Here is a 13,592-nt window from a genome sequence, read left to right on the forward strand (position 1 = left end):
ACCCACCCAACCTACTGATAATAAACACTTTTTTAAAAATAAAAATAATGAGCCTTTATTGTCCACTCAAGCTCCAGGCCTTGCCAAGCGTGCGTTCACCCAAGCTTATGCACACCATTATCCACAGAATCTGTGGATAGAATCACTAAAGCCATAGCCAGTAAGGAATTAAGCTAGTCGCCATATTACGGGCCGACGATTATAGTAGGTGTTTTGGCAGCTTTTACGGTCAACATCCATTTCCACCCCTTAGCGTTTAAACTATAACGCCGATTTCCAAGGATTCCTGTGCTCGCCCTACTACATGCCGCCGGCTGGCCTATCTGGCTATTATTAGCCACCTCCGTGATTGGTCTGGCCTTGATCATAGAGCGCCTGCTAAATTTGCGTGACTCTCGCTATATTGATCCGCAAAGCATTAGTGATGCCTTCGAACAGGCTTCACTTCCCCAGGTTTCTGCCCATCGACTGCGCGAGCTGGGTGCTCAGCCGGGCTTTGGTCGCGTAGCCAGCGTCCTTATCGAATTACGCCACTTACCCGAAGCCCCCGTCGTCAGGCAGCCGAACAAAGTGGCCGCGAAGTGGGTTTTACATTGCATCGTTATCTACCCGCTCTGGCAACAGTAGCCGTCATCGCCCCGTTATTAGGACTGTTTGGAACCGTCGTCGGCATGATTGAGCTGTTTGGCGCTTATCAGCCACAAGGCAGCGACCCGTCTCAGCTGGCACGGGGTATTTCTATCGCCCTCTACAATACGGGCTTCGGTATTCTTATCGCTATTGTCGCCTTGATTGCCCATCGATACTTTAGCTCCAAGGCTGAGTATATTTTGCACCGGCTTGAACTTGAGGCTTCTAGATTAAACCGTTTCCTGGACACAATGCCACGATGAATTTCAGGCCACAGTTCTCGTCCCGGGCAAGCATGATCGACATTAATGTGATTCCATTAATTGACGTGCTGCTGGTGGTGCTTATTTTTCTGACAGCCACCACTACGTTCAGCAAAGTGGATGACATCGCGGTCAATCTGCCGGCCAGTACCGTTAGCAGCTCGCCTTACGAGGCCAACCTGCTCGCCATCAGCCAGGACGGGCAGTATGCTCTCAACGGCCAGCTGATTACGGGCGTAGATACTTCAGATCTGCAAGAGGCCTTTTCTGCCCTGCAGCCTGGTGAGCCCCTAATTATCTATGCCGATGTGGCTACTCCGCATGCCAGCGTCATACGCGCACTCGAGGCCGCTCATCACAGCAATTTGACTAAACTTAGTTTTGCAACACAAAGCACACCATGAACGTCAATACTGCCCTGACGCAGCGCATACACAAACTCTGGCAAGACAAAGGCGTGCTAAGCACCTTGCTGCTTCCATTTTCGTTAATTGTGTGTGCCTACACACGTCGCAAACGCCAGCGCTTTGAGAAGCAGCCCGGGCTGGCTTATTACAGCCATACGCCCGTCATTGTGGTAGGAAACCTGATTGTCGGCGGCGCCGGGAAAACACCGCTAGTGATGGCGCTGATCGACGTGCTGCGGACAGCAGGCTTCACACCCGGAGTGATCAGCCGTGGCTATGGCGCTGCGCCAGGCCCACAGCCACGTACCGCCAAAGAAACGGTCAACGCTGCTGAATTCGGTGACGAACCTGCGCTGATACATCAGCAGAAGCAGGTGCCGATAGCAGTACATCCCAAACGCGCCTTGGCCCTGAAAGCCCTGAACCGCGACTTCCCCGACGTTGATGTCGTGATCTCAGACGACGGCCTGCAACATCTGGCTCTGGGACGCAAGGTTGAAATCATCGTTCAAGACCAGCGTGGTATCGGCAATGGGCGGCTGCTTCCCGCCGGCCCTTTGCGAGAGCCCGCCTCCAGACTGCAAAAGGCAAGTCTGGTCATTACTCAGGTATCGGCGGACATGCCGTTCAGGCCAAATGCCCAGGCTCCGGATGAGACCAGTCCGCTAAAAATGCGTTTGTGGCCCACCTCATTTCTTCACCTTGGGAGTGGAAAACGCTTAACTCTGGCCGAGGCGCAAGCGGTATTCAGTGAAGGCCCTACCGTCGCCTGTGCTGCCATTGGACAGCCCACACGATTTTTCATCATGCTGGAGTCAGCAGGTTTCAAGCTGGCTGCTACGCACCCGCTCCCAGACCACTACGACTATAGTTCAAACCCATTTTCGGGTATTGCCGCCAATTTCATACTTATTACGGCTAAAGATGCCGTAAAATGCAAAAAATTCAACGACAGTCGTTTATGGGTAGTTGAAGTAGAAACCCAGTTCTCTAAGCAAAACTGGGCCGATCCGCTGCTTCAGCTACTAGCCAAACCCTAAAGCTTCGACAGCAAGTACTGTAAGGCACATAATCTAACTGCCTTGCAACGTTACACTGCTACGTCTTTTTGTTTCACCCAAACCGGAGCCCTACATGGAACCCCGCCTGATTGAAATCTTGGTCTGCCCCCTTTGCAAAAGCAAACTCGTGCACGATCGCGACAATCTTGAGTTGATCTGTAAGGCCGATCAACTTGCTTTTCCAATTCGTGATGGCATCCCTGTCATGCTAAGCAGCGAAGCAAGAAGCCTAGAAAATCCCGCTACACCTGCATGAGTTTCATCGCGATTGTCCCTGCCCGGCTGGCTTCGACACGCCTGCCCAACAAGGCCCTGATTGACCTTGGCGGCAAGCCCATGGTGGTTCGCACAGCCCAGCAAGCCAGCTACTCACAGGCCAACCGGATCATTGTGGCCACCGATAGCCCCGAAATCATGGAGGCTGTCAAAGCCGAAGGCTTCGAAGCTGTGCTGACCAGCCCCGATCACCCTACCGGGACCGACCGCCTGGCTGAAGTCGTCGCCACCCTCGGCCTCGCTCCTGATGAGATCGTGGTCAATGTACAGGGCGACGAACCGCTTATCGAGCCAGAACTCATCAATCAGGTTGCACTCAGCCTGCGGCAATCATCTGAAGCTTCCATTGCGACCATGGCTGTTCCCATCCATGATGCTGAAACTTTATTTAATCCAAACATTGTCAAAGTGGTACTAAACCGTTCACAATACGCTTTGTATTTTTCTCGCGCCCCCATTCCCTGGGCACGAGATGCTCTGGCTGACGGAAAACAGCGCTTAGCCCACAAGCTTCCCGCACTGCAACATATAGGCCTATACGCCTACCGCGTTAATTTTCTGCACCGCTTTCCGACGCTCGAACGCGGCATACTGGAGAGTGTGGAATCGCTAGAGCAGTTACGGGCACTCGAAAATGGCTTTACCATTGCTGTTTCGGTGTCGCCCAACCCTCCCGCCCCAGGCGTGGACACACTTGAAGATCTCGCCCGCGTGCGCGAGATCTTTGTAAATCGGTTATAACCAAAATTTTGTGCGCAGCTTCCGAGTGGAAACTACGCCCTTCATTGCTGCAAAGCAGCATGATCGTATAACGTTGGAATCATTATATTTAGGAGGAACTTATGCGACTGATTCTGCTCGGTCCACCCGGAGCCGGAAAAGGCACCCAGGCCACATTTATTACCGAAGAATTCTCGATCCCCCAGATCTCTACCGGTGACATGCTGCGTGCCGCCGTAAAAGCCCAGACACCTTTGGGCCTAGAGGCCAAAGCTGTCATGGATGCGGGCGGTCTGGTATCAGATGACATTATCATCGGACTGGTACGCGACCGCCTGCAACAGGACGATTGTGAAAACGGTTACCTGTTTGACGGCTTCCCTCGTACGATTCCGCAGGCAGATGCCTTGAAGACAGCGAATGTCAAACTGGACTTCGTCGTAGAAATCGATGTGCCCAGCGCAGATATCATCGAACGCATTAGCGGCCGGCGAGTACACCCTGCCAGCGGCCGCTCCTACCATACCCGCTTCAATCCACCCAAAGTGGCTGACATCGACGACGTAACTGGCGAGCCGCTGGTTCAGCGTGATGACGACAGCGAAGAAACAGTCCGCCATCGCCTGACCGTCTACGAAAACCAAACCCGTCCACTGGTTGAATACTATTCAAGCTGGGCAAAAACGGGCGAGCCTCAGGCTCCTCAATACCGTAAAATCTCGGGCGTGGGTTCGGTAGACGAGATCAGGCAACGTATTCTTGAAGCGCTTGCTTCCTAAGCTTTTCTCGTTATAGATACGTTATTAATCCGGCTCGTTGTGGCCGGATTTTTTTGTAAGGGGCTAGTTATGCAGGTTAAAGATCATACTTTTGTCGTTACAGGCGGCGCTTCCGGGCTGGGAGCGGGCACAGCAAGAAAACTCAGCGAACTGGGTGCACGCGTTGTCATTGCTGACCTTCAGGACGAAGCCGGAGAAAGTCTCGCAGCCGAACTCAAACAGCATTATGTGCGCTGTGACGTCAGCAATATCACAGATGCACAACGCGTCATCGACACAGCCACACAGATCGGCTCCTTCTATGGCCTCATTAATTGCGCCGGCATTGCTCCGGCAGCAAGAACCATCGGCAGAGAAGCCGCTCACGATCTGGACTTGTTCAGCAAAGCGATCACCGTCAATCTGATTGGCACCTTCAACATGAACCGGCTGGCCGCCTTCGCCATGTCGAAAAATGAAGCACTGGAAAGCCTGGAGCGCGGGGTACTGATTAATACGGCCTCTGTGGCCGCCTATGACGGACAAATCGGCCAAACCGCCTACGCCGCCTCAAAAGGTGGCATTGTGAGCATGACCCTGCCTATGGCACGCGACCTGGCCGGCCTTGGTATACGCTGCGTTACGATTGCCCCCGGAATATTTGGCACCCCGATGATGTTTAGCTTTCCCCAGGAAGTGCAAGACTCATTAGCTGCCAGCATTCCTTTTCCTTCACGACTAGGGCGGCCTGATGACTATGCCAAGCTGGTGCTCAGCATCATCGACAATGAAATGATCAATGGCGAAACCATCCGTCTGGATGGTGCCATACGGATGCCGCCACGCTGATATGAGTCTGCTCAAATCCGCCGCTACTGTTAGCAGCTTTACCCTTCTGTCACGGATTACCGGCCTGACGCGTGATATTTTAATCGCGCGCGCTTTTGGTGCCGGACCACTGACGGATGCTTTTTGGGTGGCTTTTCGCATACCCAACCTGCTTCGCCGCCTGTTCGCCGAGGGTGCTTTTTCCCAGGCCTTCGTTCCTATACTGGGGCAGGCGCGACGGGAAGGCGACCACGAACACGTGCGCACCCTGCTCGATCGTGTGGCACTGCTGCTCACCGTTGCCCTAATGGTAGTTACGGCCCTGGGCATGCTGACTACCCCTGGGTGGTCAGCGCCATGGCCAGCGGCATGCGGGCGGCCGAACGTCAGTCCGAATTCGAGGCTGCGGTATGGATGACACGTGTGATGTTCCCCTACATCGTGTGTATGTCCCTGGTGGCCTTTGCCTCAGGGGTTCTCAATACCTGGAGCCGTTTCGCCGTACCGGCCTTTACGCCCATACTGCTGAACTTAAGCATGATAGGGGCCAGCCTATTTCTCGCCTCCTATCTTGATACGCCCATCTATGCCCTGGCCATCGGCGTCATGGTTGGGGGCATCTTGCAATTGACGGTGCAGTGGAAAGCCCTGGCCTCACTCGAACTATTGCCGCGCTACAGCCTTTCAGTTGGCCAGGCATGGGGAGACCCAACCGTCAAACGCATCATGCGCCAAATGTTGCCCGCCATACTGGGCGTCTCAGTGGCGCAGATTTCGCTCCTGATCAACACCAATATAGCCACCTGGCTGCAGGCAGGCAGTGTTACGTGGTTATCGTTTGCTGATCGGCTCATGGAGTTTCCCACTGCGCTGTTGGGTGTAGCGCTAGGCACCGTGTTGCTGCCTAAACTGTCAGCAGCCTATGCATCCGGCGAACGTGGTGAATATGCACAGCTTTTGGATTGGGGCTTACGCACCGTTATTTTGCTCGGCGTGCCCTGCGCCATGGCACTTGCCCTGGTTTCAGACGCCCTGGTTGCGAGCCTGTTTCACTATGGTGCTTTTGCCGCTGCCGATGTGGAGCAAACGCGGCTGGCAGTAGGCGCTTATTCGGTCGGTCTACTGGGGTTACTCGCCATAAAGATACTCGCCCCGGCTTTCTACGCCAGACAAGATATTAAAACGCCGGTGCGCATTGCAATTGTGGTTTTAGTGCTAACGCAGATTCTGAATCTGTTATTTGTCCCCCTGTTTGCTCATGCAGGCCTGGCACTTTCCATTGGCATCGGGGCTACCTTTAATGCCTGCGCCTTGCTGTACCTGCTGCATAAACGTGGCATCTACGCACCACGCCCCGGCTGGCCTGCCTTTGCCGCAAAACTGCTGCCTGCCCTGCTTTTACTTGGCCTGTGCCTGTGGGCCAGCCAGCACTACATTGACTGGATTGCCCTGGGCGAACACCCTGCTATTCGTCTTTTATATTTAGGCGCAATGCTGATTGCTTGCGCATTTGCTTATTTCGTACCACTATTCATTTGTGGCTTTAGGCTTAGACACTTTACAAGACCGGGTTAATCCCTTAGAATAGCTGTCTTTGCCAATTAACCCTTACTGACTATTTTACCTATTATGGCTAATACCGCACAAGCTCGTAAGCGTGCTCGTCAAGCAGTAGCACGCAATAAACACAACGCCAGCATTCGTTCTATGCTGCGTACTTCTATCAAACGCGTTCGCGAAGCTATCGACGCTGGCGACCAAGCAGCCGCTAACGAAGTGTTCAGCAAGACTTCAAGCATTATCGACCGCGTCGCTGATAAAAACATTATTCACAAGAACAAGGCCGCTCGTCATAAAAGCCGCCTGGCTACTGCCATCAAGGCAATGGCTGCCTAAATAGCCGGCTAGGTTTAATTGGCAACACTGAAAAGGGTGCATTTAGCACCCTTTTTTGCGTAGACGGATTGCTTTATGTACTGTTGTTACGATGCCTGAAGTGAGCCCAGCGTCAATAAGCTGTTTTCAGTTTACTGTGAATGCCCTCTTCTCAAGATGATAATTGCAGCCAATAGCGTGCGTTTTCCTTTGACGTGATTTCTCTGTAATTAAACAGAGTATCAAAGGAATGTTGCCGTTTTATTTAGCTTTCATGGCCTCAATATCAAGGCCTGAGGTTTGCAGATGATTGTCTTGCGCAAAACCCACCACAAACTTCCAGGCCAAAGGCTCAAGTTCGCGAAGCCGCGCATCAACCACTACGCAGCGTACACCATCAATAAGGCGCGGCACCACATAGGGCGAATAGGTAAGATGACCACCTATAGATCCTGCCGGCCGAAACTGGGACATGACCCCAGCCAAACGTTCAGCCCAGTCACTGGGCCTAAAGCGATGGCCTTCAGTGGTAAGGCCATGTATTACTAACTGTAGTAGTTCTGTCATACGAATCCAAGGACGAGCGACACCCCAAAGGGCGCCAAAATTCCCCTGCTGCGCATTGTAGCCCATTGCTCTGGGCCCCACACCCTTTAAGTACCGCTATCAAACCCTGTCTTCCGGCTAAAACAGCAGGCAAATTTTGCTCAATAAGGCACTACAGGGTAATATGATTTCTTTTGTCTAGGGTTTTGTATGAACGCCACGGTCCAACCAGGCCCATTGCGGCATTTTTTGCAGTTTCGTGATTTAAGCAAGGATGAGATCAACTACGTCTTTGCCAGAGCTCGTTTGATAAAAGAAAATTTCAAGCGATACAAGCCTCATCACACCTTGCATGACCGTACCCTAGCCATGGTGTTCGAAAAAGCCAGTACACGTACCCGTGTCTCGTTTGAGGCAGGCATGTACCAGCTGGGTGGTTCAGTCATCAACCTGACAGCCACCGATTCGCAGCTGGGGCGTTCCGAGCCCATCGAAGATACCGCTCGTGTCGTGTCTCGTATGGTCGACCTGGTCATGATTCGCACCTTTGAGCAAACGCGTATCGAACGCTTTGCTTCACACTCTCGGGTTCCCGTCATCAACGGCCTGACCAACGAATACCATCCCTGTCAGATTCTTGCCGATATCTTCACCTACATCGAACACCGCGGCAGCATCGAAGGAAAAACCGTAGCCTGGGTAGGTGATGGCAACAACATGGCTTATACCTGGCTGCAGGCAGCCGAGTTGCTGGGCTTCAAGTTGCACGTCTCCGCACCCCAGGGCTACACGCTTGAGCCTGAGATCACCGGCGAGCCTGACAGCTCTGTTTTTCAAGAGTTTTCCGATCCCATGCTGGCCTGCAAGGGCGCTGATTTGGTTACTACCGATGTCTGGACCAGCATGGGCTTTGAAGACGAAAACGAAGAACGGCGCGAGGCATTCGCTGATTGGTGTGTGGATGCCGAGATGATGGCCGAGGCCAACCCGGACGCCCTCTTCATGCATTGTCTGCCTGCCCATCGCGGAGAAGAAGTCAGCGGCGACGTAATCGACGGCCCACAAAGCGTGGTTTGGGACGAAGCCGAAAACCGCATGCATGTGCAAAAGGCGCTGATGGAGTTTTTACTGCTGGGGCAACTGGCAGATCCTCAACAGACTTAAGGTTTTCTTTAGACCTACAAAAGCTTGTCCAGGGTAATGGGCAGGTCGCGAATGCGTTTTCCTGTTGCGTGATAGACGGCGTTTGCGATGGCGGCGGCCGTGCCCACACTGCCGATTTCACCTACGCCTTTTGCACCGAGCGGACTCATTTCGCTGTCCGGTTCCTGCACGAACAGCACATCGATGTCGTAGACGTCAGCGTGGCATGGTATGTGGTATTCGGCAAAGTTGTGGTTCATGATGCGGCCCAGCCGATGGTCGAACATACTTTCTTCATGTAGCGCCATGCCAATGCCCATGACAGCGCCGCCCAGTATCTGGCTGCGGGCGGTTTTGGGGTTGATGATACGGCCCGCTGCAACGGCCAGCGTTAGACGGGTAACACGTACCACTCCCAACTCTTCGTCTACCCTGACTTCGGCGAATAGCGCCGAATGTGTGTTTTTAGCCTTGGCGCTAGTGCTATCTGTAGCAGGATCTACCGATCCCTCGCCATGCAGTGAGCAAGCGTCTGAACGCGCCACGATGTCTTGGTAGCTGATGAAACGAGACGGGTCCGTGCGAAGTCTTATGTTGCCCTCGCAAAACTCTACGTCTTCGAATCGAAGAGTGCCCAGCGGATTGTCTTTCGATTGTGAGACCGTCTCGAAAAGCTCTTGAGCCAGCTTGCCGCAGGCCCGTCTGACGGCTGCTCCCACCGAGGTTGCCATGCTTGACCCACCAGCGACTCCTGCCTGAGGCAAACTGGAATCGCCGAGAGACACATTCACCCGATCCAGCGTTAAGCCCAGCACGCCGGCAGCGATCTGAGCCATGATGGTGTAGGTGCCAGTTCCTATGTCCGATGCAGCTGAGGCGATGGTCAAGACGCCCTGTTTATCTAGGGTTGCGCGAGCGCTGGCCTTGAATACCAGCGCTTCCCAGATGCCCGTGGCCATTCCCCAACCTAGCAGCTCCTTGCCTTCTCGCATCGAGCGTGGCTCCGGACTGCGGTTGCTCCAGCCGAAGCGGGCCGCACCTTCTCGATAAGCCTCTTTCAAGGCTTTGCTGGTGTAGGGCAAGGCAGTGAGTCCGTGAGTATCCGAGTAATTGACTAAACGAAGTGCCAGCGGATCAATCTTGTTCGCATAGGCTAATTCATCCATGGCACTTTCAAAGAGAGTCATGCCGGTGGCTGCACCCGGCGCTCGCATATTCCCAGGCGTGGGCGTGTCGATGGCGGCTACGGCGTAGTCCAGCCGGATGTTATCGCAAGGATAAGTGGTGGGCCCCCACCCGACGATGTTTTCAGTGTAGTTTTCAGACTGCGACGTGCTGGTAGTGGCCTGCAAGGCAATGGCGGTCAGTTTCGACGCCGTATCGCACGCCAAAGACACGTCTTCAATGCAGGCAGGACGATGTACATGGCTAAACATTTGCTGACGCGTCAGCATGACGCGTACGGAACGCTGAAGCATGATGGCTGCAAGCATAGCCAGATACGCCTGATAAGCTGCCCCCAGACCGGAACCAAAGGCCCCGCCCACGAAAGGGTTGATGACCTTGAGTGTTTCTGCGGTATAGCCGAATGCCTGCGTCAGTTGCTCCTGCGCATGTTGCGAACCCTGGTTTTTGTCATAAAGGGTGACGGTACCGTCCCCGTGCCACTCGACGGTCGTCGCGTGCATTTCCATGGGCTGGTGATGTTCCATCGCCAGAGAATAACGCTGGTTGACCCTCGCCGTGGCCGTTGCGCAGGCTGCCGCGACATCGCCTTTGATGATATTGCCTTTTTTCTTTTCCTCGGGCGTTAAACGCAGTGGCAACGCTGTCTCAAGACAGGTATTGTGGCTTGCCTCCTGGTAGCTAGCCCTAACCAGCATGGCTGCCTGGCGTGCCGCCTCAAAACTTATGCCCACCACCAGGGCAATGGGTTGCCCGGCGAACATTATGTTCCTATTGCCTAAAGGGCGGAATGGCTGCTTTGAGGAAGCGTCAGAGTCATCCTCATCTGTGACGTACCAAGGTACATGAGGACGGTTTTCGTGAGTCAGAACTTCAACCACGCCGTCAACCTGCCTTGCTTCAGATGTATCGATGGAAGTGAGTTGCCCGCGAGTGATCCCGGCGCTTACGACAACGCCATACAGCAGGTCCCGTACATGGTATTCAGCCGCATAAATAGCCTGGCCGGTGACCTTCATTGTGCCGTCGACGCGATTCTCTGCGGTGCCGATATCGGGTTGTGCCGTCATACCCGTCTCCTTAGACAATTCGCTTGTCGGTTTGGGATTGAGGGGTGCCGTCAGCAGCTTGTGTAAGCGCGCGCACGATGGCTCGTTGCGCCAGGGCTATCTTGAAGTTATTGTCCCCCTGGCCTTTTGCCTCAACCAGCAACCTATAGGCAAATTCGGTGAAGGTCGTCGCATTTGCCGGTGCGTCCGTCAGTGTCTGCTCGGCATCGAGCATGCGCCACGGCTTGTGGGCCACCCCGCCCAATGCAACGCGGGCAGCCGTGATGCGACCGCTTTCAATTCGCAACGCCGCTGCCACGGAAACCAAAGCAAAGGCGTAAGCCAGCCGATCGCGAATTTTAAGATAACTGTAGTGCTGACTGAAGCCCTGCTGAGGAAGCTCGACACTAGTGATCAATTCACCAGGCATCAAGCTATTGTCAAGATGCGGTGTCTGGCCGGGCAGCCGGTGAAAATTGTCAAACGCTATGCTATGCGGACCATTCGGACCAACCACGTTAACTCTGGCGTCGAGCGCCGCCATGGCAACGCACATGTCCGAGGGGTGGGTAGCAATGCACTGGTCGCTGGCACCCAATATGGCGTGGATACGTGTAACACCCCCGATCGCGCTGCAGCCTGAGCCGGGTCGCCGCTTGTTGCAAGGCGTCGCCACATCGTAGAAATAATAGCAGCGTGTGCGCTGCATCAGGTTGCCACCCGTTGTTGCCATATTGCGAAGCTGCGGACTGGCTCCAGCCAGCAGTGCGCTGGACAAAAGCGGATAGCGCTCCTGAACTCGCGGGTCTGCTGCCAGGTCGGCATTGCGCACCAGAGCCCCTATACGGAGACCGCCCTCAGCCGTCTCTTCGATGCGATCCAGAGCCAGGCCGTTGATATCGATCAATCGCCGGGGCCGCTCGACATTCTCTTTCATGAGATCCAGCAGGTTCGTGCCGCCAGCGATGAATTTCACATCCGTCGCCGCGCCTTCACTCGTCGCATGCGCAACGTCCGTGGCTCGCGTGTATGAGAATGGATTCATGAACGCTCCCGATCCTGCAACACTTGTACGATAGCGTCGACGATGTTGGTGTAAGCCCCGCAACGGCATAGGTTTCCACTCATAAACTCACGGATCTCTTCGCGTAGTGCCTCGTCAGAGCCGACTTCACGCATTCGCTTCACATTTGCATGGCCTTCATTGAGGAGACCGACGGCAGAACAGATTTGCCCGGGTGTACAGTAACCGCATTGAAAAGCGTCGTGTTCGATAAAGGCTTTCTGTAAATCGTGCAAGACGTCCCCGTCAGCCAGGCCTTCTATTGTCGTTACAGAGCTGTTTTGGTGCATGACAGCAAGCGTGAGGCATGCATTGATGCGACGTCCGTCCAGCAGCACGGTACAGGCACCGCATTGGCCGTGATCACAGCCTTTCTTGGTACCTGATAGCCTCAGTTGCTCACGCAACACGTCGAGCAGTGTTGCGCTGGCATCCACCGAGAGCATGCGTGGCTGGCCGTTTACGGAGAACGTCAACGGTAGTGCATCCATGGGGGCTCCTCGGTCCGTTATTGTTGAGTAATTCGTCAAGCAATTAACGTGCCCGAAACGAGGGGTTTCAAATGGCGTTGCGTTGGGGGTTCTTAATACGCCACTGTTGTGGTGCTGTGGGCGAAAGACGCCATTTCCTCGGCCTTTGCCGCGCTCGTTTGGCGTTGAGCGGCGCTCCCCGAGGCGCTTGCCCGGCAAAGGCCGAGGAGATGGCTGCACTGAGGAAGGCGAACATTGGCCGTTGCTGGTCTGTGTGCGTTTTAAGAACTGTTGGCGGCGAGTGCCATTACCCTTAGTGCCTAAAGACGTCGTCCAGGGTCTTGGCATCCAGAATATTCAACGACCAGGTTTCCAATTGTTCAGGTGTGCCCGATTGAATTCGTTGCTGGAGGTCTTGGGATAAGGGGCCAAATTGATGGGTTAGCAAGCGCTGCAGTAACCCGGTTCCGTATTCTTGTTTGCCTTCTAACTTGCCCTTGCGGTGGCCTTTTTTTCACCTTTTTGTTCACCTTCATACCTTGCCTGATCAAGTGCGTCTTCAGCGTCGATCAGTGCCAGTTCGCGGCGCTCGGCGGCCAGGCGTAGTTCTTCGTCGGAGTACATGGTTTCCAGGTGCGATAGCGCTTCGCGTACGGGCGGGTGTGTGATTTCGTTCATGGCAGCCTCGTCCAGATTGTGCAATAGGCAGGTGATCCAGGCCAGAAGCGGTGCGGGGAGCGTGCTTAGTTTTTCGGCCTTGGGTAGCTCTATTATATGCATTTGTAGTGCTTCGCCCAACTGTACCGTCGGTGCATGCGTATCCCGCAGCGTGAAGTGCCAGTCAGCTTTGTCCGGGTAGTCGGTGAACAGGTTGTGGGCGAGCAGACTGATGCCGATGGAGGGTTGTAAGTGGCGGTAGTCTTGGCCGACGACCAATTGCTCGGCCAGGCTGCGGGCGATGCCGTAGACGTTGCGCTGCACCCAGTGGCGCAGGCGCCTGAGTTGCATTTCTACGCCAAAGCGTTGGCCATCAGCATCTTGCACGAGGATGTCGAGCACGATTTCTTTGCTCGCCAGGTCTTGCGGCAGGATGGTGGGATTGAGGATGCGCTCGACCGTAACCGGGGCGGCGTGATGGCGTATGGAGTTGATGAGGTCGGCCAGCAGTTGGGGATACCGGCTGAAGAGGGTTTTAAAGACCAGGTCGTTGTAGAGTGAGAGACTAGGGGCCTTTGGGGCAGTCGCTTGTGTTTTGGTGGCTGGGTTTGGCTGAGAAAGTATGTCGGGTGAATGCATGTCTGCCTGCGCGTTAAGGGTT

The 13,592-nt window shown here is 54.5% G+C and carries 13 protein-coding genes and 3 pseudogenes; 10 read left to right on the forward strand and 6 right to left on the reverse strand.

Annotated elements, in window-relative coordinates; genetic code table 11:
* The first annotated feature begins 288 nt into the window (after positions 1–288).
* From L1889_RS07710 to rpsT, 9 genes and pseudogenes are all read left to right on the forward strand, one after another.
* Positions 289–893 (forward strand): annotated as a pseudogene (locus tag L1889_RS07710) (MotA/TolQ/ExbB proton channel family protein).
* Positions 894–925: 32 nt separating this feature from the next.
* Complete coding sequence (locus L1889_RS07715) at positions 926–1,297, forward strand: ExbD/TolR family protein (protein ID WP_238664646.1); 372 nt, start codon at positions 926–928, stop codon at positions 1,295–1,297.
* Positions 1,294–2,340 (forward strand): tetraacyldisaccharide 4'-kinase, encoded by a 1,047-nt coding sequence (lpxK, locus tag L1889_RS07720; RefSeq protein WP_238664647.1) that lies wholly within the window; start codon positions 1,294–1,296, stop codon positions 2,338–2,340. The genes L1889_RS07715 and lpxK overlap by 4 nt, the downstream gene beginning before the upstream one ends.
* A gap of 94 nt (positions 2,341–2,434) precedes the next feature.
* Positions 2,435–2,617, forward strand: a complete 183-nt coding sequence (locus L1889_RS07725) for a Trm112 family protein (protein WP_238664648.1) — start codon at positions 2,435–2,437, stop codon at positions 2,615–2,617.
* A complete protein-coding gene (gene kdsB, locus L1889_RS07730) occupies positions 2,614–3,378 on the forward strand; it encodes a 3-deoxy-manno-octulosonate cytidylyltransferase (RefSeq protein ID WP_238664649.1) in 765 nt (254 codons plus the stop codon). The genes L1889_RS07725 and kdsB overlap by 4 nt, the downstream gene beginning before the upstream one ends.
* Before the next feature lie 101 nt (positions 3,379–3,479).
* Complete coding sequence (gene adk, locus L1889_RS07735) at positions 3,480–4,136, forward strand: adenylate kinase (RefSeq protein WP_238664650.1); 657 nt, start codon at positions 3,480–3,482, stop codon at positions 4,134–4,136.
* 69 nt (positions 4,137–4,205) lie between these two features.
* Positions 4,206–4,964: a 3-hydroxyacyl-CoA dehydrogenase gene (locus tag L1889_RS07740; RefSeq protein ID WP_238664651.1), complete on the forward strand. Its 759-nt coding sequence runs from the start codon at positions 4,206–4,208 to the stop codon at positions 4,962–4,964.
* A gap of 1 nt (position 4,965) precedes the next feature.
* Positions 4,966–6,518, forward strand: a pseudogene (gene murJ / locus L1889_RS07745) (murein biosynthesis integral membrane protein MurJ).
* Positions 6,519–6,572: 54 nt separating this feature from the next.
* Positions 6,573–6,839: a 30S ribosomal protein S20 gene (rpsT, locus tag L1889_RS07750; RefSeq protein WP_238664652.1), complete on the forward strand. Its 267-nt coding sequence runs from the start codon at positions 6,573–6,575 to the stop codon at positions 6,837–6,839.
* Between the two features lie 240 nt (positions 6,840–7,079).
* Here the strand turns inward: rpsT and L1889_RS07755 are convergent, their stop codons facing one another.
* The gene (locus L1889_RS07755) at positions 7,080–7,385 is read right to left on the reverse strand and encodes a DUF3579 domain-containing protein (RefSeq protein ID WP_238664653.1); all 306 of its coding nucleotides are present in this window, start codon (positions 7,383–7,385) and stop codon (positions 7,080–7,082) included.
* A 189-nt stretch (positions 7,386–7,574) separates the two neighbouring features.
* Between L1889_RS07755 and argF the strand changes: the two genes are divergently transcribed.
* On the forward strand, positions 7,575–8,528 hold the full coding sequence (gene argF, locus L1889_RS07760; protein WP_238664654.1) for an ornithine carbamoyltransferase: 954 nt from the start codon (positions 7,575–7,577) through the stop codon (positions 8,526–8,528).
* Positions 8,529–8,542: 14 nt separating this feature from the next.
* Here the strand turns inward: argF and L1889_RS07765 are convergent, their stop codons facing one another.
* The 5 genes and pseudogenes from L1889_RS07765 to L1889_RS07780 form a co-directional block, all read right to left on the reverse strand.
* Complete coding sequence (locus tag L1889_RS07765; protein WP_238664655.1) at positions 8,543–10,762, reverse strand: xanthine dehydrogenase family protein molybdopterin-binding subunit; 2,220 nt, start codon at positions 10,760–10,762, stop codon at positions 8,543–8,545.
* A 10-nt stretch (positions 10,763–10,772) separates the two neighbouring features.
* On the reverse strand, positions 10,773–11,786 hold the full coding sequence (locus L1889_RS07770; protein ID WP_238664656.1) for an FAD binding domain-containing protein: 1,014 nt from the start codon (positions 11,784–11,786) through the stop codon (positions 10,773–10,775).
* Positions 11,783–12,295, reverse strand: coding sequence for a (2Fe-2S)-binding protein (locus tag L1889_RS07775; protein WP_238664657.1), 513 nt, complete (start codon positions 12,293–12,295; stop codon positions 11,783–11,785). Before L1889_RS07775 ends, L1889_RS07770 begins: the two co-directional genes overlap by 4 nt.
* Positions 12,296–12,587: 292 nt before the next feature.
* A pseudogene (locus tag L1889_RS19170) lies at positions 12,588–12,749 on the reverse strand (DUF4351 domain-containing protein); the annotation flags it as partial.
* 11 nt (positions 12,750–12,760) lie between these two features.
* A complete protein-coding gene (locus L1889_RS07780; RefSeq protein ID WP_238664658.1) occupies positions 12,761–13,570 on the reverse strand; it encodes an Rpn family recombination-promoting nuclease/putative transposase in 810 nt (269 codons plus the stop codon).
* Between the last annotated feature and the right edge of the window lie 22 nt (positions 13,571–13,592).

Origin of the sequence: Paenalcaligenes niemegkensis (assembly GCF_022230885.1) — a bacterium.
Lineage (GTDB): Bacteria > Pseudomonadota > Gammaproteobacteria > Burkholderiales > Burkholderiaceae_B > Paenalcaligenes > Paenalcaligenes niemegkensis.

Coding starts and splice junctions, on each gene's coding strand:
- L1889_RS07725 (WP_238664648.1), top strand. CDS start 2,435: ATGGAACCCCGCCTGATTGAAATCTTGGTCTGCCCCCTTTGCAAAAGC.
- L1889_RS07775 (WP_238664657.1), bottom strand. CDS start 12,295: ATGGATGCACTACCGTTGACGTTCTCCGTAAACGGCCAGCCACGCATG.
- L1889_RS07765 (WP_238664655.1), bottom strand. CDS start 10,762: ATGACGGCACAACCCGATATCGGCACCGCAGAGAATCGCGTCGACGGC.
- rpsT (WP_238664652.1), top strand. CDS start 6,573: ATGGCTAATACCGCACAAGCTCGTAAGCGTGCTCGTCAAGCAGTAGCA.
- kdsB (WP_238664649.1), top strand. CDS start 2,614: ATGAGTTTCATCGCGATTGTCCCTGCCCGGCTGGCTTCGACACGCCTG.
- argF (WP_238664654.1), top strand. CDS start 7,575: ATGAACGCCACGGTCCAACCAGGCCCATTGCGGCATTTTTTGCAGTTT.
- L1889_RS07770 (WP_238664656.1), bottom strand. CDS start 11,786: ATGAATCCATTCTCATACACGCGAGCCACGGACGTTGCGCATGCGACG.
- L1889_RS07755 (WP_238664653.1), bottom strand. CDS start 7,385: ATGACAGAACTACTACAGTTAGTAATACATGGCCTTACCACTGAAGGC.
- L1889_RS07740 (WP_238664651.1), top strand. CDS start 4,206: ATGCAGGTTAAAGATCATACTTTTGTCGTTACAGGCGGCGCTTCCGGG.
- L1889_RS07780 (WP_238664658.1), bottom strand. CDS start 13,570: ATGCATTCACCCGACATACTTTCTCAGCCAAACCCAGCCACCAAAACA.
- lpxK (WP_238664647.1), top strand. CDS start 1,294: ATGAACGTCAATACTGCCCTGACGCAGCGCATACACAAACTCTGGCAA.
- L1889_RS07715 (WP_238664646.1), top strand. CDS start 926: ATGATCGACATTAATGTGATTCCATTAATTGACGTGCTGCTGGTGGTG.
- adk (WP_238664650.1), top strand. CDS start 3,480: ATGCGACTGATTCTGCTCGGTCCACCCGGAGCCGGAAAAGGCACCCAG.